The following is a 25,814-nucleotide window of genomic DNA, read 5'->3' as shown; positions in this document are numbered from 1 at the left end:
CCCTCCCCCCCCCCCCCCCCCCCCCCCCACCCCCCCCCCCCCCCCCCCCCCCCCCCCCCCCCCCCCCCCCCCCCCCCCCGGCCCCGACCCCCACCAAACCGCATGGCGCTACAGCCACCCCCACCGAACCCGCACAGGCCGCCGCAGGCACCCCCACCACCCTCCCCCACCCCATTCCCGCAGGTCAGACACATTGTCAGTCCCGAGGTGCAGGATGGACACATGGTCAGCTCCGCACACCGAGCCCTGGACGGCTTCTCCCCCGCGACCCGCGGCTGGTTCACGGGCGCCTTCGACGCGCCCACCGCCGCCCAGGCGGGCGCGTGGCAGGCCATCTCGGCGGGCTCGGACGTCCTGGTCGTGGCCCCCACCGGCTCCGGCAAGACCCTGGCCGCCTTCCTCGCCGCCCTCGACCAGCTCGCCTCGACACCCCCGCCCGCCGACCCCAGGAAGCGCTGCCGCGTCCTCTACGTCTCCCCGCTCAAGGCCCTCGCCGTCGACGTGGAACGCAACCTCCGCAGCCCCCTGACCGGAATCCGCCAGGAATCCGTCCGCCTGGGCCGGCCCGAGCCGGAGGTCAAGGTCGGCATCCGCTCCGGCGACACCCCGCCCGCAGAGCGCCGCGCCCTGGCCACCCGCCCCCCGGACATCCTGATCACCACACCGGAGTCCCTGTTCCTGATGCTGACCTCGGCCACCCGCGAGGCGCTGACCGGAATCGAGACGGTGATCCTCGACGAGGTCCACGCCGTGGCCGGCACCAAGCGCGGCGCCCACCTCGCCCTCTCCTTGGAGCGCCTGGACGAACTCCTCCCGAAGCCGGCCCGCCGCATCGGACTCTCGGCCACGGTCCGCCCGGTCGACGAGATCGCCCGCTATCTCTCCCCCCGCCGCAAGGTGGAGATCGTCCAGCCCAAGTCCGGCAAGGAGTTCGACCTGTCGGTCGTCGTCCCGGTCGAGGACCTGGGCGAACTCGGCGGATCCCCGGTCGCCGACGGCAGCGAAGGCGCGGAACGCCCGTCGATCTGGCCACACGTCGAGGAACGCATCGCCGACCTCGTGCAGGCGCACCGCTCGACGATCGTGTTCGCCAACTCCCGCCGCCTCGCCGAACGACTCTGCAACCGGCTCAACGAGATCGCCTACGAGCGGGCCACCGGCGACCCCCTCGACGAGCAGCATGCCCCCGCCGAGCTGATGGGCGGCTCCGGCGCGGCCCAGGGCGCGCCCCCGGTCATCGCCCGCGCCCACCACGGCTCGGTCTCCAAGGAGCAGCGCGCCCTCGTCGAGGAGGATCTGAAGGCCGGCCGCCTGCCCGCGGTGGTGGCGACCTCCAGCCTTGAACTGGGCATCGACATGGGCGCGGTCGACCTGGTCATCCAGGTCGAGTCGCCCCCCTCCGTGGCGTCCGGTCTGCAGCGCGTCGGCCGCGCGGGACACCAGGTCGGAGCCGTCTCCACCGGCGTGGTCTTCCCGAAGTACCGCGGAGACCTGGTCCAGGCGGCGGTCGTCACCGAGCGGATGCGTACCGGCTCCATCGAGTCCCTCAGGGTGCCCGCCAACCCCCTGGACGTCCTCGCGCAGCAGGTTGTCGCGATGACCTCGATGGACACCTGGCAGCTGGACGACCTGCTCGCCATGGTCCGCCGGGCCGCACCCTTCGCCTCCCTCCCCGAGTCCGCCTTCACGGCCGTCCTCGACATGCTCGCCGGCCGTTACCCGTCAGACGCGTTCGCGGAGCTGCGTCCGCGTGTGGTCTGGGACCGGGTGGCCGGGACGATCACCGGCCGCCCCGGTGCCCAACGCCTGGCCGTGACCTCCGGCGGCACGATTCCCGACCGCGGCCTCTTCGGAGTCTTCCTCGCGGGCTCCGACCCGAAGAAGGGCGGCGGCCGGGTCGGTGAACTCGACGAGGAGATGGTCTACGAGTCCCGAGTCGGCGACGTCTTCACCCTCGGCACCAGCTCGTGGCGTATCGAGGACATCACCCGCGACCGCGTCCTGGTCTCCCCCGCACCCGGCGTCCCGGGCCGGCTCCCCTTCTGGAAGGGCGACCAGCTGGGCCGCCCGCTCGAACTGGGCCGCGCGGTGGGCGCGTTCCTCCGCGAGGTCGGATCCCTCCCCCAGGAGGACGCCCGCCTCCGCCTCCTCGCCGCGGGCCTGGACGTCTGGGCGGCCGACAACGTCCTGTCCTATCTGGCCGAGCAGCGCGAGGCCTGCGGCCACGTCCCGGACGACCGCACGATCGTCGTGGAGCGCTTCCGCGACGAGCTCGGCGACTGGCGGGTCGTGGTGCACTCTCCCTTCGGCGCCCAGGTGCACGCCCCATGGGCCCTCGCGCTCGGCGCCAAGCTCTCCGAGCGGTACGGCATGGACGCCCAGGTCATGCACGCCGACGACGGCATCGTCCTGCGGCTGCCCGACGCCGATCTGATGGGCCTGGACCTGCTCGACCAGGCGCCCATGAAGGCGGGCACGGAGTACGACTCGGAGCAGGCGCCCGTCGGAGCGGCGGACGTCGTCTTCGACAAGGGCGAGGTCGACCAGGTCGTCACCGACCAGGTCGGCGGCTCGGCCCTGTTCGCGTCCCGCTTCCGCGAGTGCGCGGCGCGCGCGCTGCTGCTGCCCCGCCGCACCCCGGGCAAGCGCACACCGCTGTGGCAGCAACGCCAGCGCGCCGCCCAACTGCTCCAGGTGGCAAGCGAGTTCGGCTCCTTCCCGATCGTCCTTGAGGCGGTCCGCGAATGCCTCCAGGACGTCTTCGACGTCCCCGGCCTGGTCGAGCTGATGGGCGACCTGGAATCCCGCAGGGTCCGCCTCGTCGAGGTCACCACCCCCGAGCCCTCCCCCTTCGCACGCTCCCTCCTCTTCGGGTACGTCGCCCAGTTCCTGTACGAGGGAGACTCACCGCTCGCCGAGCGCCGGGCCGCCGCTCTCTCCCTGGACTCGCGTCTGCTGGCCGAGCTGCTCGGCCAGGCGGAGCTGCGTGAACTGCTCGACGCCGAGGTGCTGACCGAGCTGGAGCAGGAGCTCCAGTGGCTCACCGAGGACCGCCGCGTCAAGGATGCCGAGGGGGTCGCCGACCTCCTGCGCCTCCTCGGCCCACTCACGGACAACGAGCTCGCCGAGCGGGGCGCCGAGCCGCAGTGGGCGCCGGAGCTGGCTGCCGCCCGCCGCGCGATCCGGGTCCGTATCGCCGGCGCCGACCACTGGGCGGCGATCGAGGACGCGGGCCGTCTGCGCGACGCACTGGGCACGGCGCTCCCGGTGGGCGTTCCGGAGGCGTTCACCGAGCCCGTCAAGGACCCGTTGGGTGACCTCCTCGCGCGCCACGCGCGCACGCACGGACCGTTCACGTCGGCCACGGCCGCGGACCGCTTCGGTCTCGGTGTCGCGGTCACCGAGGGCGCCCTGCAACGGCTCGCGGCGACGGGGAGGGTCGTCCAGGGGGAGTTCCATCCGGCCGGGATCGGCCAGGAGTGGTGCGACGCGACGGTCCTGCGTCGCCTGCGCCGTCGCTCCCTCGCCGCCCTGCGCCACGAACTGGAGCCGGTGCCCCCGCCCGCGCTGGCCCAGTTCCTCCCCCAGTGGCAGCACATCGGCACGGGCCACGGCCTGCGCGGTCTCGACGGGTTGGTGCGAGCCGTCGAGCAGCTTCAGGGCGCGTCCGTACCGGCGTCCGCCTTGGAGAAGCTGGTCCTGCCGTCCCGCGTGGCGAACTACGCGCCCGCGATGCTCGATGAACTCACCGCCGCCGGAGAGATCGTCTGGGCCGGTGCCGGCTCCCTCCCCGGCAAGGACGGGTGGGTCTCGCTCTATCTGGCGGACGCGGCTCCGCTGCTCCTCCCCACTCCGCACCCCCTGGAGCTGACCGCGCTCCACCAGTCCGTCCTGGACGCCCTCTCGGGTGGCTACGGCCTGTTCTTCCGCCAGATCGCCGACCAGGTCCGTGCCACCACCCACCCCGACGCGACCGACCCCCAACTGGGCGACGTTCTCTGGGACCTGGCCTGGTCCGGCAGGCTCACCAACGACACGCTGACGCCCATGCGGTCGCTGTTGGGCTCGGGTCGTACCGCGGGCTCCACGGCCCACCGTGCCAAGCGCACGATCCCGCGCGGGCGGTACGGCTCGCTGACCGCCGCGGCCCGCCCCGCCTCCCGCAGCGGACCGCCGACCGTCGCGGGCCGCTGGTCCCTGCTCCCGGACCGGGAGGTGGATCCCACGGTGCGTGCCCACGCTCTGGCCCGCGTCCTCCTGGACCGGCACGGCGTGGTGACCCGGGGAGCGGTCGCCGCGGAGGGCGTGGAAGGCGGCTTCTCGGCGGTGTACCGCATCCTGTCCGCCTTCGAGGACAGCGGCCAGGCACGGCGTGGCTATGTGGTCGAGGGCCTCGGCGCCGCCCAGTTCGCCATGGACGGCGCGGTCGACCGCCTCCGCGCGGTGGCCAACGCCCGCGACCGCGGCGAAGCCCCACCGCTCCCCCTCCGGACCGACGGCCCCCCCGGCAGCTTCGCTCCCCACCCCGACCCCCTCCAGGACGGCTCCGCCCCCTACACCGACTTCGGCCCCGACGCCTTCGGCCCCCTCCCGGACTTCCCCGAGGATGTCGCCGGCGCACCCGACCTCTTCGGAACCGGAACCGGAAACGACGAGCAAAACCCCTCGGCCGGACAGAACCAGCCCGACGACCAGACCACCCCCACCGAACCCGGCACCCCATCCGGCACACCGTCCGGCACCGCCTCCGGTGACGACGGCTGGCCCCCCTTCCCCGGTCCCACCTCGCGCAGCGAATGGACCTCCCCCCGCGACCTCGCCCCCCAGACCGGCCCGTACAGCCCCTACAGCTCCGCGCCGCCCGGACGCCGCCCTCGCCCCACCCCCGACTCCCGAGCCGTCGTGCTCGCCGCCGCCGACCCCGCGAACGCGTACGGCGCTGCTCTCCCCTGGCCGGAACCCCCGACGGGCGCCGGGCACAAGCCGGGCCGCAAAGCGGGCTCCCTGGTGGTGCTGGTCGACGGTGAACTGACCCTCTACATGGAGCGGGGCGGCAAGACCCTGCTGGCCTGGCCCGCCGACCCCGACGGCACAGCCACCGACGACTCCCGTCTGCGAACCGCGTCCGAGGCGCTCGCCAAGGCCGCGAAGGCCGGCTCCCTCGGCACGGTCACCGTGGAACGCGTCAACGGTTCCTCGGCCCTGACGTCCCCCTTCGGCACCCTCCTGGAAGGAGCGGGCTTCATCGCCACCCCCCGCGGCCTGCGCCTGCGAGCCTGAACCTGCCCCCGGTGGGCATCCGGGACCCCGGTGTCGCCGGCCGCACACCCCGCACGCCCCGCCCCCACCGTGCCACCCTTGACCCATGCCCGAAGGAGACACGGTCTGGCAGGTCGCCCGGCGGCTGCACACCGCCCTCGCCGGCAAGGTACTGACCCGCAGCGACCTGCGGGTTCCCAAGTACGCGACCGCCGATCTCACCGGCCGCACGGTCCTGGACGTCACCCCGCGCGGCAAGCATCTCCTCACCCGCGTCGAGGGCGGTCTGACCCTCCACTCGCACCTGCGGATGGACGGCTCGTGGAAGGTGTACGCCAACGACCAGCGCTGGACCGGTGGCCCCGCCCACCAGATCCGCGTGATCCTGCAAACCGCCGACCGCACGGCCGTCGGCTACCGTCTCCCGGTCCTCGAACTCCTCCGCACGGCCGACGAAGACCGGGCCGTGGGCCACCTCGGCCCCGACCTCCTGGGCCCGGACTGGGACCCGGACCTGGCCCTGGCCAACCTTCTCGCCGACCCCGCCCGCCCCCTCGGCGAGGCCCTGCTCGACCAGCGCAATCTCGCCGGCATCGGCAACGTGTACAAGAGCGAGCTGTGCTTCCTCCTCGGTGTCACCCCCTGGCTGCCCGTCGGCGCCCTTCCCCGCGACCGCGCCACGCACCTGCCCGTGCTCGCCAAGAAGCTCCTGGAGGCCAACCGGGACCGTCCGATCCGTATCACGACGGGCCGCCGCGGCCAGGACCTGTTCGTGTACGGCCGCGCGCCCCGCCCCTGCCTCCGCTGCCGTACGCCCGTCCGCGTCGCCGACCAGGGCGACGGTTCCCGCGAACGCCCCACGTACTGGTGCCCGGGCTGCCAGTCCGGCCCCGCTCCGGCGCGGGCCCAGACCCGTACAACTAATTGACGCACCGTCAGAAACCCTCGTACCGTCCCCTCATGGCCGTCAGCGCGTACGACCTCACCGGACGCACCGCCTTCGTCACCGGCGCCGCCGGCGGCATCGGCCGCGCGTCCGCCGTCATGCTGGCCCGGGCCGGCGCCACCGTGCACTGCGCGGACCTCGATGCACCCGGCCTGGAAGAGACGGCGAGGAGCATCAACGACGCGGGAGGGCATGCCCACGCCCATCACCTCGACGTCACCGACCGCGAGCAGCTCAGCCAGGCCGTCGCCTCCTGCGGGCGTCTCGACGTGATGGCCGCGATCGCCGGGATCATGCACAGCAGCCCGGTCCTGGAGACCCGTGACGAGGACCTCGACCGGGTGCTGAACGTCAATTTCAAGGGCGTGCTCCATTCCTGCCAGGAAGCCGCCCGGCTGATGCTCGCCCGGGACGTCAGGGGCAGCATCGTCACCATGGCCTCGGGAGCCGTGGATACGGGCGGTGCCGGCCTGCTCTGTTACGGCGCGGCCAAGGCGGCCGTCGTCCAGCTGACGAAGACGCTGGCGACCGAGGTCGGCCGACACGGCATCCGGGTCAACGCGGTCGCGCCCGGCTGGATCCGCACCCGTATGACCGACCGCCACGACGCCGAGGCACAGGCGCGCACCGAGTCACTGATGGCTCGTATGTCACCGCTGGGCCGGGTCGGTGAGCCCGAGGACATCGCCCACGCCGTCCTCTACCTCGCCTCCGACGCCTCAGCCTTCACGACGGGCCAGATCCTGCGTCCGAACGGTGGGGTGGCCATGCCTTGGTAGCAGCAGTGCCCTCGCCCTCCCCTCCCGGCACCGCTACGGCAGACCCGGCCGCCCGCCACGCCCGCCCCCACCGCCCCGCCGCCACAGCGCCCGCGGTCCGCGTCTTCGGCACACAGTGCACCGGCAGCAGACTCAGCCCCCATCCGCCGGCCGCGACCGCCCCCTCCAACGCCCCCGCGTCCGGCGACAGCGCAAGCCGCAGCACGGCCCACCACCACAGCACCCCGAGCCCCAGAACCGCCCCACGAAAGCCCCAGGAACCCCAGAAACTCCTGGATCTCCAAGAAACCCGAAGACCCACCAACCCCGGAGCGCCCCCGAACCGCCAAGCCACCCCAGCGCCCCAAGCGGCACAGGCCCCGCGCACGCGCCCAAGCCCCACGGGCACAGCCCCACGCCCCGCTATCGGCCGTGCCATGGCCCACCTCCAGCCCGACGCCAGACCGCCGTCCACTCCCGCAGGGAGGGCGCACCAGCGGCACACGGTCGCGGCCGGAACTCGCTCACCCGGGTCCACGATGCACGAAAGCCCCGGCCGGCGCCTCTCCAGAAGATCCGTTTCCGGACCGTCCGAGAGACCCCGACCGGGGCCCGCACACTTCTCAGTGCGTCGTCAGCTCACGCGCACTACCGCGCGATGTCACGCGGCGACCACGTCCACCGCTTCGGCCGGCGCCTTGATGGTCACCCGTTCCGGTGGCACACCGGTCACCGAGACGGAACCCAGCATCGGGCGAACCGGCGTGGTCACAGGCTCGCTGGGAGTGGCCGCAGCAGACTGGGCCAGCTCGGCGAGGGCGAGCTCGTCGCTCACTTCCCGCATGAGCTCGGACATCCGTACGTCCAGCGCGTCGCAGATGGCGGAGAGCAGCTCAGAGGAAGCCTCCTTCTGCCCCCGCTCCACCTCGGAGAGATAGCCGAGTGAGACTCGGGCGGACGAGGAGACTTCGCGCAGAGTACGGCCCTGGCGCTGGCGCTGCCGACGCAGCACGTCACCAAGCAGGCGACGGAGCAGAATCATCGGTGGCTCCCTCCTCGGACCGCGTAGCCGCATCCTTCTCGCCCCACCGTACCGCCTAGCGCCGCGGCCGTGCGGGGAGCGATGTCGTGTTCACTCAGGGCTGCAAACATCAAAACCCCCCGTTCCGTTCCGTATCCTGTGCCCGCTCATTCCCGGTCTGTTCGCTCGCAAGCCCCTCCAGGAGCAGTGCGAGTACGCTCCGTACACTCTCCATACGAATTTCCGCCCGGTCGCCGTTCAACCGCAGCTCCGTCACTTTCCCGCCACCGGTGTTTTCGAAATCCGGGGCGGACGGCCCGTCCACGGCCACGAAAACCGTGCCTACGGGCTTGCCGTCCTGCGGTTCCGGCCCGGCGACTCCGGTGGTCGCGATGCCCCAGTCGGTGCCGAGCGCCTTACGCACTCCGGCGGCCATCTGGGCCGCGACCTGCGGATCCACCGCTCCGTGCTCCGCCAGCAGAGTGGCGTCGACACCCAGCAGCCTTTGTTTGAGTTCGGTGGCATAGGCGATCACCGCGCCTCGAAAAGCCACCGAGGCTCCAGGGGCCGCTGTGACCTCCGCCGCAACGAGTCCGCCGGTGAGCGACTCGGCGACAGCGAGCGTCTCACCCCTCACCGTGAGTAGTCTCACCACTTCGGTGGCCGGGGAACTCACGCTTCCGTCTCCTCCAACGCCGCCTTGCGCTCGGCGATTCCCTGCCGGCGCAGCACAATGGCTTGTCTCACATAGTCGAGTCCGGTCACGACGGTCAACACGACCGCCGCCGCCATCACCCAGAACCTCAGAGTGGCCAGCCACCCCGTCAGTGCCAGGACATACATCCCGACGGCCACCCCCTGGGTGAGGGTCTTCAGCTTGCCGCCGCGGCTGGCCGGGATGACGCCGTACCGGATGACCAGAAAACGCAACAGCGTGATCCCGAGTTCCCGGCCGAGGATGACGGCCGTCACCCACCACGGCAGGTCGCCCAGCGCGGACAGACAGACCAGCGCCGCACCCATGATCGCCTTGTCCGCGATGGGATCGGCGATCTTCCCGAAGTCGGTGACGAGGTCGTACGTCCGCGCCAGATGCCCGTCGAACAGGTCGGTGATCATGGCGATGGCGAAGGCCGCCCAGGCGAGCGAGCGCCACGCCGGGTCGTATCCGCCCTCGGCCAGCATCAGCGCGACGAAACCCGGCACGAGGAGCAGGCGGAGCATGGTCAGGAAATTGGCGATGTTCCAGACACTGGCCTGGTTGACGGCCGCAGCCGTGATCTTCCCGCCGCGCGCAGCTTTCGCATCGGCATCAGCCCCGGAGCCACCGGAAGGACCGGAGACGGCAGGCGGGTGAGACGCGCCGGAGGGACCGGAGACCATACCGGCGGGGCCGGCCGAACCGGAGGCGGCACCGGACGCCGACGGAGCACCCGGGGCCGAAGCGGCCGCACCCGCGGTCCCGCCCTTGGCGGCGGAGGAGCCACCCGCGGCGGACGCCGGTACTCCGGTCATCTTGCCGCCTCCTCACTACACGCGAGCGAACCCTGCAGCGGCTCGGCCACCAGGTCGACACCCTCCGTACCGACCACCTTTGCCTCGACCATACGGCCGACGCTCAGTCCTTCGCCGCTCGTGAGCAGTACCTGGCCGTCGGTCTCGGGTGCCTGGTGCGCCGCACGGCCGTGGACGCCCTCGTCGTCGATCGACTCCACGAGCACCTGCACGGTCTCGCCCACACGCTCCTCGGACCGCTGGGAGACGAGCTCCTCGGCGAGCCGGGAGACCCGCGCGAGCCGCTCGGCGACGATGTCCTCGTGGAGCTTGTTCTCGTACGTCGCCGCTTCCGTGCCGTCCTCGTCGGAATACCCGAAGACACCGATGGCGTCCAGCCTCGCGCCGTTCAGGAAGCGCTCCAGCTCGGCCAGGTCGTCCTCGGTCTCGCCGGGGAAGCCCACGATGAAGTTGGAGCGCACGCCCGCCTGGGGGGCCTTGCTCCGGATGGTGTCGAGCAGTTCCAGGAAGCGGTCGGTGTCACCGAAGCGGCGCATCGCACGCAGCACGCCGGGCGCGGAGTGCTGGAAGGACAGGTCGAAGTATGGCGCCACGTTGGGCGTTGAGGTGAGGACGTCGATCAGCCCGGGCCGCATCTCGGCCGGCTGGAGGTAGCTGACGCGCACCCGCTCGATGCCGTCGACCTCGGCGAGCTCGGGCAGCAGCGACTCCAGCAGGCGGATGTCGCCGAGGTCCTTGCCGTAGGACGTGTTGTTCTCGGAGACCAGCATGATCTCCTTCACACCCTGCTCGCCCAGCCAGCGCGTCTCGTTCAGCACATCGGAGGGCCGGCGTGAGATGAACGAGCCGCGGAAGGACGGGATGGCGCAGAAGGTGCAGCGCCGGTCGCAGCCGGAGGCGAGCTTCACCGAGGCGACCGGGGAGCCGTCCAGGCGACGACGCAGCGGCGCGCGGGGTCCAGAGGCCGGAGCGATCCCTTCCGGAAGATCGGCAGGGGCGACCGCGGCATCCTGCTCGGCCGGCCCATGCCCCGGGAGCGCGACGGACGCCGCCGACTCCTGCCGCTCGGCCGGACTGATCGGCAGCAGCTTGCGCCGGTCACGGGGGGTGTGCGAGGCGTGGATGCCGCCGTTCAGGATGGTCTGCAGGCGGTCGGAGATGTGGGTGTAGTCGTCGAAGCCGAGTACACCGTCGGCCTCGGGGAGAGCCTCGGCGAGGTCCTTGCCATACCGCTCGGCCATGCAGCCCACCGCCACGACGGCCTGGGTTCTGCCATGCCCCTTGAGGTCGTTGGCCTCCAGAAGGGCGTCGACGGAGTCCTTCTTCGCGGCGTCGACGAAGCCGCACGTGTTGACGACTGCGACGTCCGCGTCGGAGGCGTCCTCCACGAGGTCCCAGCCGTCCGCCTCCAAACGGCCTGCGAGCTCCTCCGAGTCCACCTCGTTGCGGGCGCAGCCAAGAGTGACAAGTGCGACGGTACGGCGTTCAGGCATGGGCTCAAGACTACTTCGTCCCACTGACACCCCATGTCGAAGGGGGCTGGCCGATCCCGGCCAGCCCCCTTCCTCGCCCCAGCGCCCCTGACCGACACCGGGGCGTTCTCACCCGACCTGAGGGTCGCCCTTCGTGTACGTGAGCCGCTCCACGGCCCCGGGCTGGAAGTCGTTCTCGATCTTCTTGCCGTTCACATACAGCTGGATCGCGCCCGCGTCTCCGAGGACGAGGTTGACCTTGTCGCTGTCCTGGAAGGTCTTGGACTCGCCCTGCTTGAGCAGTCCGTCGAACAGGAGTCGGCCGTTGTGGTCCTTGGCGGAGATCCAGCTCTTCCCGTCGGAGGCGCTGACCTGGACCGTCACCTTGTCCTGGGGCGCGGCCGCGATGGCGCTGTCCGAGGATTCCGGCTTCGCGCCCTCGTGCTTGTCGCTCTTCGGGGTGGGCGAGGACTTCTTGCTCGCCGAAGGTTTGACACCCTCGGCGACCTGCGTGTTCGCGCCGTCGTCGTCGCCACCGCCCTTGACCGCAGTGAACCCGACGAACGCCACGACGACGACGATCGCGGCGACCATGGCCGCGGTCCAGTTGGGACCGCGCCGCTCCGGCCGGATGCGCTCCGCCTCGAACAGAGGTGCGGCCGGCGTGGGAGCCGGACGCCCACCATGATCGGCGTCGAACTGGGCGAGCAGCGGTCCAGGGTCCAGCTGGACGGCCTTGGCCAGGGTTCGGATGTGCCCGCGGGCGTACACGTCCCCACCGCACGGACCGAAATCGTCCGCCTCGATGGCGTGCACGATGGGCAGGCGGACCCTGGTGGCAGAACTGACGTCGTCGACTGTCAGCCCGGCCGCGATACGTGCTTGTTGGAGGACGCGACCGATGGAGAGGCGGGCTTCCTCACGGTCGTCTTCGAACGGACGCTCGTCTTCAGGGGAGTTGCCGATGGACACGGGGGCGCCTTTCGAGCGTTTTAGCCGCCTGTGCTGGAGGTTCAGTCTATGGGGGGTACGAAAGGGTGAGGCAACCGGACGGTGGGACTTTGTACGCCATCGGTATGGCCGGACACGCCGATGGCGGGCGGTACTTTTCGCTTCCCTCAACTTGACGTACGCCGAAGGGAAACGGTTGCTCAATGATCCCTTACGAGTGAGTCACGATCGAACACTCGCCTTGGGGCTCTCTTTAAGCCTCCCCGCGGATCACCGCGAGCACGCCGTCCAGCTCGTCAGGCTTCACAAGAACGTCACGAGCCTTCGACCCTTCGGTCGGTCCGACGATCCCCCGGGACTCCATCAGGTCCATGAGCCGCCCCGCCTTCGCGAAGCCGACCCGCAACTTTCGCTGCAGCATCGACGTCGACCCGAACTGGGTGGAGACCACCAGCTCGGCCGCCTGGCACAGCAGGTCGAGGTCGTCGCCGATCTCCTCGTCGATCTCCTTCTTCTGCTTGGTGCCCACGGTGACGTCGTCGCGGAAGACCGGCGCCATCTGGTCCTTGCAGTGCTGGACGACGGCCGAGACCTCCTCCTCGGTCACGAAGGCGCCCTGCATACGGGTCGGCTTGTTCGCCCCCATCGGCAGGAACAGCCCGTCGCCCTTGCCGATCAGCTTCTCGGCACCGGGCTGGTCGAGGATGACCCGCGAGTCGGCCAGCGAGGACGTGGCGAAGGCCAGCCGGGAGGGCACGTTCGCCTTGATCAGACCGGTGACGACGTCGACGGAGGGCCGCTGGGTGGCGAGCACCAGGTGGATGCCGGCCGCGCGCGCGAGCTGCGTGATGCGCACGATGGAGTCCTCCACGTCCCGCGGCGCGACCATCATCAGGTCGGCGAGCTCATCGACGATCACCAGCAGATACGGATACGGCGAGAGCTCCCGCTCGCTGCCCTCCGGGGGCTTGACCTTCCCTTCGCGCACGGCGCGGTTGAAGTCGTCGATGTGCCGGTACCCGTACGCCGCCAGGTCGTCGTACCGGAGGTCCATCTCCCGTACGACCCACTGGAGCGCCTCGGCGGCCCGCTTGGGGTTGGTGATGATCGGCGTGATCAGGTGCGGGATGCCCTCGTACACGGTCAGTTCGACGCGCTTGGGGTCGACCAGGATCATCCGGACGTCCTCGGGTGTCGCCCGCATCATGACCGAGGTGATCAGGCAGTTGATGCAGGAGGACTTGCCGGAACCGGTCGCGCCGGCGACCAGCACGTGCGGCATCTTCGCCAGCGAGTGCATGACGTAACCGCCCTCGACGTCCTTGCCGAAGGCGACCAGCATCGGGTCGTCGTCCTCGGCGGACTCGGCCAGCCGGAGCACATCACCGAGGTTGACCATCTCGCGGTCGGTGTTCGGGATCTCGATGCCCACGGCCGACTTGCCGGGGATCGGGCTGATGATCCGCACATCCGGACTGGCGACGGCGTACGCGATGTTCTTGGCGAGGGCCGTGATCCGCTCGACCTTCACCGCGGGTCCGAGCTCCACCTCGTAGCGCGTGACCGTCGGCCCACGGGTGAAGCCGGTGACGGAGGCGTCGACCTTGAACTCGGTGAAGACGTTCGTGAGTGAGGCGACCACGGCGTCGTTGGCGGCGCTGCGCGCCTTGCCGGGACCGCCGCGGGTGAGGAGGTCGAGCGAGGGCAGCGCGTAGGTGATGTCCCCGGACAGCTGCAGCTGCTCGGCCCGCGCGGGCAGCTCGCGCGGCTCGCTGGGCGGCGACTTCGTGAGGTCCCGGACCTCTCCCTTGCGGGGCGTGTCGAGCTTCTCCTGCTTGGGCCGGGAGGCCGGCGCCGGTACGGGTGTCGGTGTCGGCGTCGTCTCCGCACGGTCCGCGACGGTGACCCCCTGGGTGAGGTCCGCGACGATCGGCGAGGGCGGCATGCCGTTCATGACGGCACCGTCGAGCGCCGCGGCGGCGGCCGCGGCGACGTCCACGGCGTCCGGGGCGCGGTTCATGTCGGGCTGCGGAACGGCCGAGCGCCGAGGACGACCGCGGCGCTTGGTGAGCGCGTCCTGCTCGGCGCTGTCGGGGTCGTACTCCGCCGGGACCGAACCGCGCCGGCGGGTGCGCGCGGGCAGCGCCTCGCGCCACTGTTCGTCGTACCGCTCGTCGTCGTCGCCCAGCTCGTACTCGACCGGGTCGTGGATGATGCCCAGCTTCACACCGAGCAGCCGCAACCGCTGCGGGATGGCGTTGACCGGGGTCGCCGTGACGACGAGCAGCCCGAAGACCGTGAGCAGGACGAGCAGGGGTACGGCGAGGACGTCGCCCATGGTGTACGTCAGCGGGGTGGCCGCGCCCCAGCCGATGAGGCCGCCGGCGTCCCTTATCGCCTGCATGCCGGCGCTGCGGGCGGGCGAGCCGCAGGCGACGTGGACCTGGCCGAGCACGCCGACGAGCAGCGCGGACAGCCCGATCACGATGCGCCCGTTGGCCTCGGGCTGCTCCGGGTGCCGAATGAACCGTACGGCGACGACCGCGAGCAGTATCGGCACGAGCAGGTCGAGCCGGCCGAAGGCTCCGGTCACCAGCATCTCGACGAGGTCACCGACGGGGCCGCGCAGGTTCGACCAGGTGCCGGCGGCGACGATCAGCGCGAGACCGAGGAGCAGCAGCGCGACGCCGTCCTTGCGGTGGGCGGGGTCGAGGTTCCTCGCGCCCTGCCCAATCCCGCGGAACACCGCACCGACGGCGTGCGCCAGACCGAGCCAGACGGCACGGACGAGGCGGTAGATGCCACCGGTCGGGCTCGGCGCCGGCCTCGGGGGCACGGCTTTCTTCGCCGCTGCCTTCTTGGCGGGCGCTTTCTTCGAGGGGGCCTTTTTCGCGGCGGCCCTCTTCGCCGGAGCGGCCGCTTTCTTGGCGGGCTTCTTGGCTGCGGAGGGACGTGAGGCCATAGGTGTGAGGTTACCGGTGGAGACGGCAGCGGACACGCGTGCCCACTGCTTCACCCATTCGTGTCGCCCCTGAAAGGGAGCAGAATTGACGCCCGCTCACGCTCGACGCCGCCGACAGCGCGACAGACCCCCGCGAAAAACGCCAACCGCAGCCAGGCAGCCCTGTAGGCCACGCCGACTACGGCATGCGTCAATTCTGTGAGGGCACCGCGGGAGAACTCCCGGTACCCGGCTCGAGCGCGTCCAGCGCGCGACGCAACCCCGTGAGCTTGCGTTCGAGATGGGCCGCCGTGGCCACCGCCGCCGCGTCCGCGGAATCGTCGTCCAACTGCTTGGACAGCGCCTCGGCCTGTTCCTCGACCGCTGCGAGCCTCGCGGACAGCTCGGCGAGCAGTCCCGCGGGCTCCTTGGCCTCGCCGGCCTCGGACTTGCCGCCGCCGCCCTCCAACTGGAGCCGCAGCAGCGCCGCCTGCTCGCGCAGCTGACAGTTCTTCATGTACAGCTCGACGAACACGGACACCTTGGCGCGCAGCACCCAGGGATCGAACGGCTTCGAGATGTAGTCGACCGCGCCCGCCGCGTACCCGCGGAAGGTGTGATGCGGTCCGTGGTTGATCGCGGTGAGGAAGATGATCGGGATGTCCCGGGTCCTCTCCCGCCGCTTGATGTGCGCGGCCGTTTCGAATCCGTCCATGCCCGGCATCTGGACGTCCAGCAGAATGACCGCGAAGTCGTCCGTGAGCAGCGCCTTGAGCGCTTCCTCCCCGGACGATGCCCGCACCAGCGTCTGATCGAGCGCAGAGAGGATGGCCTCCAGCGCCAGCAGATTCTCCGGCCGGTCATCGACCAGGAGGATCTTGGCCTTCTGCACCATGGCCCGCCCTCCTCGCCCCGGCGTGGGGCCTCCCCTGTCCGCAGGACTCGGGGTGACGCCGACCGGCGCCGCCCCCGGGGACGACTCCCTTGCGCCGCCCGTCCTTGTGCCGGTCATCGTAGCCGCACCCCGCCTGTCGCCACACCCTGTCACCGTGATGTCACGGTGCACATAGCAGAAACGCAGCGGGAGACCAGAAGGTTCCCCGGATCCCGTACTTCTACACGACCCCGGCCACCCCGGATCAGCAACTCCGCGCTTCCACCGGAGGTTCCCGCGACATCGGCACGAAGCCCGAACACGGTCCGACCGTTCCCGTCACTCCTCATCCATCCACCGGTCACTCGCCACGCATCCACTGGTCCATCACCGACAGCAGGTGATCCGGATCGACCGGCTTGGTGACGTAGTCGGAGGCACCCGACTCGATCGCCTTCTCCCGGTCCCCCTTCATCGCCTTCGCGGTCAGCGCGATGATCGGCAACCCGGCGAACTGCGGCATCCTGCGGATCGCCGTGGTCGTCGCGTAACCGTCCATCTCGGGCATCATGATGTCCATCAGGACGACCGCCACGTCGTCGTGCTGCTCCAGCACCTCGATGCCCTCGCGGCCGTTCTCGGCGTACAGCACGGACAGCCCGTGCTGTTCGAGGACGCTGGTCAGCGCGAAGACATTGCGGATGTCGTCGTCGACGATCAGCACCTTCTCCCCACCGAACCGGATGCCACGACGCGGCTTCGGTGTCGATTCCTGCTCCGTGACCGTCGGCCACTGCTCCAGCTGCGCGTGCCGCTGTTCGATCTCCTGTACGGGCCTGCGGCGGCGGCGGAAGAGCGCGGCGGCGCCGTTCTGCGTCTCCTGGTACGACTTCACCTCGGCCGGCGTCTCGATCTCCACGTCGGACAGCTCGATCGACTCGAGCTGCCTCGTGGCGGACGCCACCAGGTCACCGGCCCCCAGAGCGGGCGCGAGCTGCTGATAGCCCTGCGGCGGCAGTTCGCTCGGGTACAGCGGCAGATACAGCGTGAACGTCGATCCACGCCCGGTCTCGCTCTGCGCGTGGATCTCACCGCCGAGCAACTGCGCGATCTCGCGCGAGATCGACAGCCCCAGACCGGTACCGCCGTACTTGCGACTGGTCGTACCGTCCGCCTGCTTGAACGCCTCGAAGATCACCCGCATCTTGCTGGCCGCGATCCCGATACCGGTGTCGGTCACCGAGAACGCGATCAGGTCGGCACCCGCGTCCCGCAGCGAACCTGCCTCCAGCAACTGCTCGCGGATCGCCGCCGGCACATCCCGGCCGGCCGGCCTGATGACCAGCTCGACCGCGCCGGAGTCGGTGAACTTCACCGCGTTGGACAGCAGGTTGCGCAGCACCTGGAGCAGCCGCTGTTCGTCCGTGTGCAGCGTCGCGGGCAACTCCGGCGACACCCGCACGGACAGGTCCAGGCCCTTCTCCGCGGTCAGCGGCCGGAAGGTGGCCTCCACGTAGTCGACGAGCTGGACCAGCGCGATACGCGTCGGCGAGACGTCCATCTTGCCCGCCTCGACCTTCGACAGGTCCAGGATGTCGTTGATCAGCTGGAGCAGGTCGGAACCGGCCCCGTGGATCGTCTCGGCGAACTCGACCTGCTTCGGGGACAGGTTCCCCTCGGCGTTGTCGGCGAGCAGCTTGGCCAGGATCAGCAGCGAGTTGAGCGGCGTCCGCAACTCGTGCGACATGTTCGCGAGGAACTCGCTCTTGTAGCGCATGGACACGGCGAGCTGCTCGGCGCGCTCCTCCAGAACCTGACGCGCCTCCTCGATCTCGGTGTTCTTGACCTCGATGTCCCGGTTCTGCTGGGCCAGCAGCTCGGCCTTCTCCTCGAGTTCGGCGTTCGAGGCCTGCAGAGCCTTCTGCCGGTTCTCCAACTCGGCCGACCGCTCGCGCAGTTGTTCGGTGAGCTCCTGCGACTGCTTCAGCAGCACCTCGGTCTTGGTGTTGACGGAGATGGTGTTGACGCTGGTCGCGATCATCTCGGCGATCTGGTTGAGGAAATCCCTCTGAATCTGCGTAAAGGGAGTGAAGGAGGCCAACTCGATGACTCCGAGCACCTTGCCCTCGAACAGCACCGGAAGGACGATCACTTGTGCGGGCGGCGCCTCTCCGAGACCGGAGGAGATCTTGAGATAGCCGCTGGGCGCGTTCTCCACCAGAACCGTGCGCTTCTCCTGGGCGGCCGTCCCGATGAGCGCCTCACCGGGCCGGAACGACGTCGGCATGGAGCCCATCGAGTAGCCGTACGACCCGAGCATGCGCAGTTCGTACTCGTCCTCGCTCTCGGCGCGGATGTCCTTGCCGTCGAGGAGCGGCATCGCCAGGAAGAACGCGCCGTGCTGCGCGGACACCACCGGCGTCAGCTCGCTCATGATCAGGGAGGCCACGTCCGCCAGGTCGCGGCGGCCCTGCATCAGCGCGGAGATACGGGCCAGGTTGCCCTTGAGCCAGTCCTGCTCCTTGTTGGCGATCGTGGTGTCACGCAGGTTGGCGATCATCTTGTTGATGTAGTCCTGGAGTTCCTGGATCTCGCCGGACGCGTCCACGTCGATCTTCAGGTTCAGGTCGCCACGGGTCACCGCGGTCGCCACGCGCGCGATGGCACGCACCTGCCGGGTCAGGTTCCCGGCCATCTCGTTCACCGACTCGGTGAGGTCGCGCCAGGTGCCGTCGACGTCGCGCACCCGTGCCTGACCGCCCAGCTGGCCTTCCGTGCCCACCTCGCGGGCGACTCGGGTGACCTCCTCGGCGAACGAGGACAGCTGGTCGACCATGGTGTTGATCGTCGTCTTGAGTTCGAGGATCTCACCGCGGGCGTCGATGTCGATCTTCTTGGTCAGGTCACCCTTGGCGATGGCCGTGGTCACCATGGCGATGTTCCGCACCTGACCGGTCAGGTTGGACGCCATCTGGTTCACCGACTCGGTGAGGTCCTTCCAGGTACCGGCCACACCCGGCACCCGCGCCTGACCGCCCAGGATGCCGTCCGTGCCCACCTCGCGGGCCACCTTGGTGACCTGGTCGGCGAACGAACTCAGCGTCTTCACCATGGTGTTGAAGGTGTCGGCGAGCTGAGCGACCTCACCGCGCGCCTCGATCGTCACCGTCCGCGTCAGGTCACCGTTGGCGACGGCCGCCGCGACCTGGGAGATGTTGCGCACCTGCACGGTCAGGTTGTTGGCCATCAGGTTGACGTTGTCGGTGAGGTCCTTCCAGATGCCCGTGACACCCGACGCGTGCGCCTGCCCGCCGAGGATGCCCTCGGTGCCCACCTCACGGGCCACCCGGGTCACCTGCTCGGCGAACGACGACAGCTGGTCCACCATCGTGTTCACGGTGGTGACGAGTTCGAGGATCTCGCCCTTCGCGTCGACGGTGATCTTCTTCGACAGATCGCCCTTGGCGACCGCGGTCGTGACCTCGGCGATGTTGCGCACCTGGATCGTCAGGTTGTTGGCCATGAAGTTCACGGACTGCGTGAGGTCCTTCCAGGTGCCGGAGACCCCCTGCACCTCGGCCTGACCTCCGAGGATGCCCTCCGTGCCCACCTCACGGGCCACCCTCGTGACCTCTTCGGCGAACGACGACAGCTGGTCCACCATCGTGTTCAGGGTGTTCTTCAGCTCCAGGATCTCGCCGCGCGCGTCCACGGTGATCTTCTGGGACAGGTCACCCCGGGCCACCGCCGTCGCGACCTGGGCGATGTTGCGCACCTGGCCGGTGAGGTTGGACGCCATGCCGTTCACGGAGTCCGTCAGGTCACGCCACACCCCGGCGACGCCGGGCACCTGCGCCTGACCGCCCAGCTGCCCGGCCGTGCCCACCTCGCGCGCGACCCGGGTCACCTGGTCGGCGAACGCGGACAGCTGGTCGACCATCGTGTTGATGGTGTTCTTCAGCTCCAGGATCTCGCCGCGCGCGTCGACGTCGATCTTCTGGGACAGGTCACCCCGGGCCACCGCCGTCGTCACCTGGGCGATCTGCCGCACCTGCGAGGTGAGGTTGCCGCCCATGAAGTTGACGGAGTCGGTGAGTTCCTTCCACGTACCGGACACGCCCGGCACCACGGCCTGACCGCCCAGCCGTCCCTCGGTGCCCACGTCCCGGGCCATCCGCGTCACCTGGTCGGCGAAGGCCGAGAGCTGGTCCACCATCGTGTTCACGGTGTTCTTCAGCTGGAGCATCTCGCCGGAGACGTCCACGGTGACCTTCTGGGAGAGGTCGCCGTTGGCCACCGCCGTCGTCACCTGGGCGATGTTCCTCACCTGTCCGGTGAGGTTCCGGAAGGCCGTGTTGACGGAGTCCGTGAGGTCCTTCCACGTACCGGCGGCCCCCGACACCTGCGCCTGGCCGCCCAGCTCACCCTCGACACCGACCTCGCGCGCCACTCGCGTGACCTCGGCACCGAACGCGGACAGCTGGTCCACCATCCCGTTGACGGTGTTCTTCAGTTCCAGCATCTCGCCGGCCACGTCCACCGTGACCTTCTGCGACAGGTCACCGCTGGCCACGGCCGTGGTCACGGCGGCGATGTCCCGTACCTGGATCGTGAGGTTCCGGAAGACCGTGTTCACCGAATCGGTGAGGTCCTTCCACGTCCCCGCCGCACCCGGCACGTTCGCCTGCCCGCCGAGCCGTCCCTCGGCTCCCACCTCGTTGGCGACCCGCGTGACCTCGTCGGCGAACGTCCGCAGCGTCTCGGTCATCTGGTTGATCGTGTCGGCGAGCTGCGCGACCTCGCCGCGCGCCGACACCGTCACCTTCTGCGACAGATCACCGTTGGCGACCGCGGTGGTCACCTGGGCGATCCCGCGCACCTGAGCGGTCAGATTGCCGGCCATGAGGTTCACCGAGTCGGTGAGGTCCTTCCACACCCCCGCCACACCGGGCACCTGCGCCTGGCCGCCCAGCTCACCCTCGACACCCACTTCGCGGGCGACCCGCGTCACCTCGGAGGAGAAGGACGAGAGCTGGTCCACCATCGTGTTGACGGTGTTCTTCAGCTCCAGCATCTCGCCTTCGACGTGAACCGTGACCTTCCGGGACAAGTCACCCTTGGCGACCGCCGTCGTCACCAGCGCGATGTCCCGCACCTGCGCCGTCAGCCGGTACGCCATCGTGTTGACGGACTCGGTGAGGTCCTTCCATGAACCGGACATACCGCGCACCCGGGCCTGACCGCCCAGCTTGCCCTCGGTACCCACCTCACTGGCCACCCGCGTGACCTCGTCGGTGAACGTCGACAGCTGGTCCACCAGGTTGTTGACGGTCCGCCCGACCTTCAGGAACTCACCGCGCAGCGGATGCCCGCTGCCCTCCGGTACCTGCGTCCGCAGCTCCATACGGGGCGACAGATCGCCCTCCGCCACCGCCGACAGCACCCGGCCCACCTCGGCGACAGGCCGTACCAGATCGTCCACAAGGGCGTTCGAGTTGTCGATCGCGGCCGCCCAGGAACCCTCACAGGCGCCTGTTTCCAGCCGTTCTGTCAGCTTTCCCTCGCGCCCCACCACGCGCCGCACCCGCGTCAGCTCACCCGTCAAATGGAGATTGCGGTCGGCCACCTCGTTGAAAACCGCGGCGATCTCCGACATCGGACCGTCTCCGGTCACCGTGAGCCGCTTACGGAAGTTCCCGTCGCGCATCGCCACGAGAGCCGCCATCAGTCTGTCCAGGGCAGCCGTGTCCACCGCGGTGGTCCCGCCACGCGTCTTGCGCTGGTTACTCGGGGACTGTCCGCCTTTCGCGCGCGTTTTAGTGCCCCGCGTCGCTGCGCCAGACTCCACTGTGTCCCTCCCGCAGGGGTCGACCGTTACTGCTGTGCTCGCGTACTACTGCTCGGCGTACGAGTTACTGCTGGGTATCCATGTCCGCTATATCAGGCCGCGCCAGGGGGCTGCTGCCCACCGCGTGCAAACCTCACTCAGCCTGCCAGTACCTTCACCGGAAGCTTGCCCAGTGTTTCACCCCGGCCGAACCAGGCCATAACAGTTCGGCAGCTTCGCACATCGTCCGCACACCCTCCGGGCGGAAACACCGCCGACCGGCATCCGCAGGGACGGGGAAGGTAAGTAACCTTGCATGCGGCTGTCCAGCCGCGCCGGTCCGTCCGGCCTGGGCGGTGGCACGAGAACGAGCGGGCACGGAGGGGCGGCCGCACACATGACCACCGGACTGATCCCTGGGGAACAGCCCCCGGACCCCCGGCCGACGGGTGGACTGCCGCAACAGCGGCACCATCCGGCAGGCCAGGCAGCCCAGCACGTCGACAACAGGCCGAGGAGTTCAGTGATCACCGCGCGCGCGGCCGCCAGCTTCGAGCCCGTCGGGCGATCGGTCGCAAGCGCCCGATCCTTCGTTCGCGACACCCTGCAGGGCTGGGGCTTCGCCGACATCATCGACGACGCCGTCGTCCTTACGAGCGAACTGGTGACCAACGCGGTGGTACACGCGGGCACCTCCGCGGACGTCCTGTGTCTACGCGGTGACGATGGTGTACGGATCGAGGTGGCCGACCGCTACCCGGAGCGCGAGATCCCCCTCCAGGGCCAGGCCGTCAACATGGGCAACCTCGACCGCGAGGGGGGCCGCGGCCTCCAACTGTGCGCGGCGCTGGCGAACCGCTGGGGCGTGGACTACACGCCCACCCACAAACAGGTCTGGTTCCAACTCGACCTCCCCGAACGCCCGGTGGGTACCCGCGCCGCCGGCCCGTCGCTGCCCTCCGCCCTCCTCCCGCTCGCCGACGGCCGTGTCCGTGTCGCCGTCGTCCAGATCGACCGCACCGGCGCCATCACGTCCTGGAACGAGGACGGCGAGGAACTCTTCGGCTACGCAGCCGAACACGTCATCGGCAAGCCCCTCACCGACCTCGCCGCCTGGCCGCACACCCCCGGCACCAGCACCGGCATCGCGGAGGCCCTCCAACTGTCCCGCTGGGAGGGCAGTTACGGCATCCGGGCGGCCACCGGCCGCGTCACCTCCGTGTACGCGTCCCATCTCCGGGTCCGCGACACGACCGGTGAGCCCTCCACCGTCTGCCTTCTCGTCCGGGACCACGAACGAGCCGTTTTGCAGACACCGTTGCGCGTGCCCGCCTCCGACACGACCACGTCCTCCGACGGCCAGAGCACCGACCCCTTCGAGGTGTTCATCGGCTCGCCCGCCCCGGACGACCTCGACGGTCTCCTCCAGCGCACGGTGGAACGCGCCCGCGACATGCTGGACGCCGACTCCGCCTTCCTGCTCCTGGCCACCGACGACGAAACGGAGTTGGAGGTCCGCGCCTCCACCGGCCTGCCCTCCGCCCGCCAGCGCTTCGCCCGCGTCCCCGTGGAGGCGGGCCCCGGCCGCTACAGCTCGGCCCGTATGCCCGCCGTCCACGACGACCTCACGGCCGTACCGGGTGCCGTACCGCTGCTGAGAGGCACCGGCATGCGCTCGGTGGTCACCGTGCCCCTGAAGGTCGAGGGCCGCCTCACGGGCTCCCTCGGTGTCGCGGCTGAGGCACCCGGCAGATATTCGAACGAGGAGGCCCTGCGCCTCCAGTTCGCCGCCGACCGCATCGCGCTGGCGGTGGAGTCGGCCCGCCTCGGTGAGCTGGAGAAACTGCGCCGAGGCTCCCTGAGCTTCCTCGTCGAGGCCTCGGACCTCCTGGCCGGCACTCTGGACCGCGACCAGACCCTCGCCCTCATGGCGCAGATGACGGTCCCGACCCTGGCCACCTGGTGCGCTGTGTACACCATCGCCGACCAGGCCTCCGAGCCGTATCTGTCGTACGTCCTGCACGAGGACGAGGACCTGATCGACGGCATCAAGTCCCTGCTGTCGAAGGTGCACCCGCCGGACCCGATTCCGACTCCCGGCGCCCGGGTCTGGTCGGCGCCCGGCGAGGCGGCCCACCAGGCGGCCCTGCGCAGTTCCATGCGCAGTCTGGGCCTCAACGGCGGCCCGACCCGTCAGATCGCCTCAGGCATCGGTCCGACGCTCGCCACCGCCTCCGCGGTCGGCGGCGAGACCGTCGTCCTCCCGCTCGTCGCCCGTAACCGCGTCATCGGCATGCTGACCTTGGGCAAGCCCACGGACGAGCACTTCCGCCAGGAGATCCTGGAGCTGGCCGAGGACCTCTCCCGCAGGGCCGCGCTCGCCCTCGACAACGCCCGCCTCTACTCCGAGCGCACAGCGATCAGCCAGTCCCTCCAGCGCAGTCTCCTGCCGCCCGAACTGCCCGAGATCGACGGCGTGGAGGTCGAGGTCATCTACCGCGCGGCCGGCGAGGGCAACGAGGTCGGCGGTGACTTCTACGACCTCTTCCCCATCCGCGACGGCGCCTACGGCTTCGCCATCGGAGACGTCTGCGGCACGGGCCCGAACGCCGCGGCGGTCACCGGCCTGGCCCGTCATGCGCTGAGGCTGCTGGCCCGCGAGGGCCTCAGCGGCCCGGCGGTCCTGGAGCGCCTGAACTCGGCGATTCTCGACGAGGGCGCCCGCAGCCGCTTCCTGACTCTCCTCTACGGCGAGTTGTGGCCACAGGAGGACGGCAGCGCCAAGCTGAAGGTGGTCTGCGCGGGCCACCCTCTCCCGCTCCGTCTCCGCCAGGACGGCACGGTCGAACCGGCCGCCGAACCTCAGCCGCTCCTGGGCGTCATGGACGACCTGGAGCTGTACGAGCAGGACGTCACGCTCGATCCCGGTGACGTCCTCCTGTGTGTCACGGACGGCGTCACCGAACGCCGCGAGGGCACCCGCATGCTGGGCGACGACGGCCTCGCCGATGTCCTCACCACCTGCACGGGCCTCACGGCGGGCGCGGTCGCGGCCCGCATCATGCGCGCGGTGGAACGCTTCGCGTCGGACGCCCCGTCAGACGACATGGCCATCCTCGCGATGCGCGTCCCCGGCCACCACAAGGACTGACGAAGGTCGGACGACGACATGCGAAAGGCCCCCGCCCGAAAGGGCGAGGGCCTTCTTCTTCTGGAGCCCCCAAACGGAATCGAACCGTTGACCTTCTCCTTACCATGGAGACGCTCTGCCGACTGAGCTATGGGGGCCGGTCGCCTTCGAGGTTTCCCCCGCGGCAACGGAATAGATCATACCCCGAACAGGTCTGTGCTCCCAACCACGTGCACCGGGTCCGGCCGCCCTCAGAAGGCCGGCTGCAGCAGCCCGCCGAGGGCATTGCACGCGCCCACGATCCGCTGCATGTCCCGCTTCGTCAGGGACGCTTCCACCGGCAGCGCCAACGTCTCGTCGGCGGCCCGCTCGGTCTCCGGCAGGGACACGCACCGACGGTATTCGGGCATCCGGTGCACCGGTGTCTTCACCGGGACCCGGCAGTCGACACCTCGAGCGCGCACGGCGCGGGCGAAGGCGTCCCGGTCCGGCCGCCCGTTCCCCGGCACCCGCACCACGTACTGCTGATAGCTGTGGCCGACACCTCCTTCAGGCGTCCGCACACCCCGCAACTTCATGTCCAGATAGGCCGCCCGCTGTCGGCGTTGAGCGACTTCGTCGTACGGCGCCTCGGACTCCGCCTCCTGCAGCACGAGAAGCCCATGCCTCTCCCCGAGCCCCAACAGCCGCGCCATGTCGGCCGGCCGACCGAAGCGGTGTACGACGACGACGGCCGCCGTCCGCGAGGTCACGGCCGCCTCGACAGCGGACGGGGCGAGGCAGTAGGTCAGCGGTTCTATGTCGGCGAACACCGGAAGCGCGCCGGCCAACACCACGGCCTCGGCGACCTCCACGTTCCCGAAGGCCGGTACGACGACCTCGTCACCGACTCCGACGCCGGCGGCCCTGAGCATTGCAGCAGTACCCATGCTTTGGATGCTGGTTGCGCAACGTGAACTTCAAGTGACGCACAACAAAAAAGGGTTGGACCCCGAACCGAAGTTCAGGATCCAACCCTTTGAATGATTGTTCGGCGGCGTCCTACTCTCCCACAGGGTCCCCCCTGCAGTACCATCGGCGCTGTAAGGCTTAGCTTCCGGGTTCGAAATGTAACCGGGCG

Annotated in this window: 14 protein-coding genes, 1 tRNA gene and 1 rRNA gene; 4 read left to right on the top strand and 12 right to left on the bottom strand. The window is 70.0% G+C overall.

Annotated features, from left to right (window positions below):
* The first annotated feature begins 222 nt into the window (after positions 1-222).
* The 3 genes from ACFYRY_RS42530 (at position 223) to ACFYRY_RS42520 (ending at position 6,984) form a co-directional block, all read left to right on the top strand.
* The gene (locus ACFYRY_RS42530; RefSeq protein ID WP_389158763.1) at positions 223-5,280 is read left to right on the top strand and encodes an ATP-dependent helicase; all 5,058 of its coding nucleotides are present in this window, start codon (positions 223-225) and stop codon (positions 5,278-5,280) included.
* A gap of 85 nt (positions 5,281-5,365) precedes the next feature.
* Positions 5,366-6,187 (top strand): Fpg/Nei family DNA glycosylase, encoded by an 822-nt coding sequence (locus ACFYRY_RS42525; protein WP_389158760.1) that lies wholly within the window; start codon positions 5,366-5,368, stop codon positions 6,185-6,187.
* Positions 6,188-6,219: 32 nt separating this feature from the next.
* Positions 6,220-6,984 (top strand): SDR family NAD(P)-dependent oxidoreductase, encoded by a 765-nt coding sequence (locus ACFYRY_RS42520; RefSeq protein ID WP_389158757.1) that lies wholly within the window; start codon positions 6,220-6,222, stop codon positions 6,982-6,984.
* On the opposite strand, the gene ACFYRY_RS42515 is transcribed toward ACFYRY_RS42520, so the two are convergent.
* The 9 genes from ACFYRY_RS42515 to ACFYRY_RS42475 all read right to left on the bottom strand — a co-directional run bounded on the left by ACFYRY_RS42515 (position 6,932) and on the right by ACFYRY_RS42475 (position 21,585).
* The gene (locus tag ACFYRY_RS42515; protein WP_389158768.1) at positions 6,932-7,219 is read right to left on the bottom strand and encodes a hypothetical protein; all 288 of its coding nucleotides are present in this window, start codon (positions 7,217-7,219) and stop codon (positions 6,932-6,934) included. The genes ACFYRY_RS42520 and ACFYRY_RS42515 overlap by 53 nt on opposite strands.
* A gap of 405 nt (positions 7,220-7,624) precedes the next feature.
* Positions 7,625-8,005, bottom strand: coding sequence for a helix-turn-helix domain-containing protein (locus ACFYRY_RS42510; RefSeq protein WP_164347000.1), 381 nt, complete (start codon positions 8,003-8,005; stop codon positions 7,625-7,627).
* A 109-nt stretch (positions 8,006-8,114) separates the two neighbouring features.
* Positions 8,115-8,660 (bottom strand): CinA family protein, encoded by a 546-nt coding sequence (locus tag ACFYRY_RS42505; protein ID WP_389158754.1) that lies wholly within the window; start codon positions 8,658-8,660, stop codon positions 8,115-8,117.
* Positions 8,657-9,499: a CDP-diacylglycerol--glycerol-3-phosphate 3-phosphatidyltransferase gene (gene pgsA, locus ACFYRY_RS42500; protein ID WP_389158752.1), complete on the bottom strand. Its 843-nt coding sequence runs from the start codon at positions 9,497-9,499 to the stop codon at positions 8,657-8,659. The genes ACFYRY_RS42505 and pgsA overlap by 4 nt, the downstream gene beginning before the upstream one ends.
* On the bottom strand, positions 9,496-10,992 hold the full coding sequence (gene rimO / locus ACFYRY_RS42495; protein WP_389158749.1) for a 30S ribosomal protein S12 methylthiotransferase RimO: 1,497 nt from the start codon (positions 10,990-10,992) through the stop codon (positions 9,496-9,498). The genes pgsA and rimO overlap by 4 nt, the downstream gene beginning before the upstream one ends.
* 108 nt (positions 10,993-11,100) lie before the next feature.
* On the bottom strand, positions 11,101-11,943 hold the full coding sequence (locus tag ACFYRY_RS42490; RefSeq protein ID WP_389158746.1) for a helix-turn-helix domain-containing protein: 843 nt from the start codon (positions 11,941-11,943) through the stop codon (positions 11,101-11,103).
* Positions 11,944-12,175: 232 nt separating this feature from the next.
* A complete protein-coding gene (locus tag ACFYRY_RS42485; RefSeq protein ID WP_389158743.1) occupies positions 12,176-14,884 on the bottom strand; it encodes a DNA translocase FtsK in 2,709 nt (902 codons plus the stop codon).
* Positions 14,885-15,074: 190 nt separating this feature from the next.
* Positions 15,075-15,758 carry a two-component system response regulator gene (locus ACFYRY_RS42480; RefSeq protein ID WP_389158740.1) on the bottom strand — a complete coding sequence of 228 codons (684 nt, stop codon included), beginning with the start codon at positions 15,756-15,758 and terminating at the stop codon, positions 15,075-15,077.
* Between the two features lie 340 nt (positions 15,759-16,098).
* The gene (locus tag ACFYRY_RS42475; protein ID WP_389158737.1) at positions 16,099-21,585 is read right to left on the bottom strand and encodes a HAMP domain-containing protein; all 5,487 of its coding nucleotides are present in this window, start codon (positions 21,583-21,585) and stop codon (positions 16,099-16,101) included.
* 376 nt (positions 21,586-21,961) lie between these two features.
* Here ACFYRY_RS42475 and ACFYRY_RS42470 point away from each other — a divergent pair, with 376 nt between their 5' ends.
* Entirely contained in the window at positions 21,962-24,715 is a 2,754-nt protein-coding gene (locus tag ACFYRY_RS42470; RefSeq protein WP_389158734.1) for a SpoIIE family protein phosphatase, read from the top strand.
* A 61-nt stretch (positions 24,716-24,776) separates the two neighbouring features.
* Here the strand turns inward: ACFYRY_RS42470 and ACFYRY_RS42465 are convergent.
* The 3 genes from ACFYRY_RS42465 to rrf all read right to left on the bottom strand — a co-directional run.
* Positions 24,777-24,852, bottom strand: a tRNA-Thr gene (locus tag ACFYRY_RS42465).
* Positions 24,853-24,945: 93 nt separating this feature from the next.
* Entirely contained in the window at positions 24,946-25,608 is a 663-nt protein-coding gene (locus ACFYRY_RS42460) for a DegT/DnrJ/EryC1/StrS family aminotransferase (protein ID WP_389158766.1), read from the bottom strand.
* A 114-nt stretch (positions 25,609-25,722) separates the two neighbouring features.
* Positions 25,723-25,814 (bottom strand): 5S ribosomal RNA (rrf, locus tag ACFYRY_RS42455); the annotation flags it as partial.

The sequence above is a fragment of the Streptomyces sp. NPDC005263 genome, assembly GCF_042872365.1.
Taxonomy (GTDB): Bacteria; Actinomycetota; Actinomycetes; order Streptomycetales; family Streptomycetaceae; genus Streptomyces.
Note: the sequence above shows the minus strand (reverse complement) of the source record. Positions and strands in the feature narration are given on the sequence as shown.

Excerpts from the sequence above, each read along its gene's own strand:
- ACFYRY_RS42485 (WP_389158743.1), bottom strand. The coding sequence starts at position 14,884 with ATGGCCTCACGTCCCTCCGCAGCCAAGAAGCCCGCCAAGAAAGCGGCC.
- rimO (WP_389158749.1), bottom strand. The coding sequence starts at position 10,992 with ATGCCTGAACGCCGTACCGTCGCACTTGTCACTCTTGGCTGCGCCCGC.
- ACFYRY_RS42520 (WP_389158757.1), top strand. The coding sequence starts at position 6,220 with ATGGCCGTCAGCGCGTACGACCTCACCGGACGCACCGCCTTCGTCACC.
- ACFYRY_RS42530 (WP_389158763.1), top strand. The coding sequence starts at position 223 with ATGGTCAGCTCCGCACACCGAGCCCTGGACGGCTTCTCCCCCGCGACC.
- ACFYRY_RS42460 (WP_389158766.1), bottom strand. The coding sequence starts at position 25,608 with ATGCTCAGGGCCGCCGGCGTCGGAGTCGGTGACGAGGTCGTCGTACCG.
- ACFYRY_RS42510 (WP_164347000.1), bottom strand. The coding sequence starts at position 8,005 with ATGATTCTGCTCCGTCGCCTGCTTGGTGACGTGCTGCGTCGGCAGCGC.
- ACFYRY_RS42480 (WP_389158740.1), bottom strand. The coding sequence starts at position 15,758 with ATGGTGCAGAAGGCCAAGATCCTCCTGGTCGATGACCGGCCGGAGAAT.
- ACFYRY_RS42525 (WP_389158760.1), top strand. The coding sequence starts at position 5,366 with ATGCCCGAAGGAGACACGGTCTGGCAGGTCGCCCGGCGGCTGCACACC.
- ACFYRY_RS42470 (WP_389158734.1), top strand. The coding sequence starts at position 21,962 with ATGACCACCGGACTGATCCCTGGGGAACAGCCCCCGGACCCCCGGCCG.
- pgsA (WP_389158752.1), bottom strand. The coding sequence starts at position 9,499 with ATGACCGGAGTACCGGCGTCCGCCGCGGGTGGCTCCTCCGCCGCCAAG.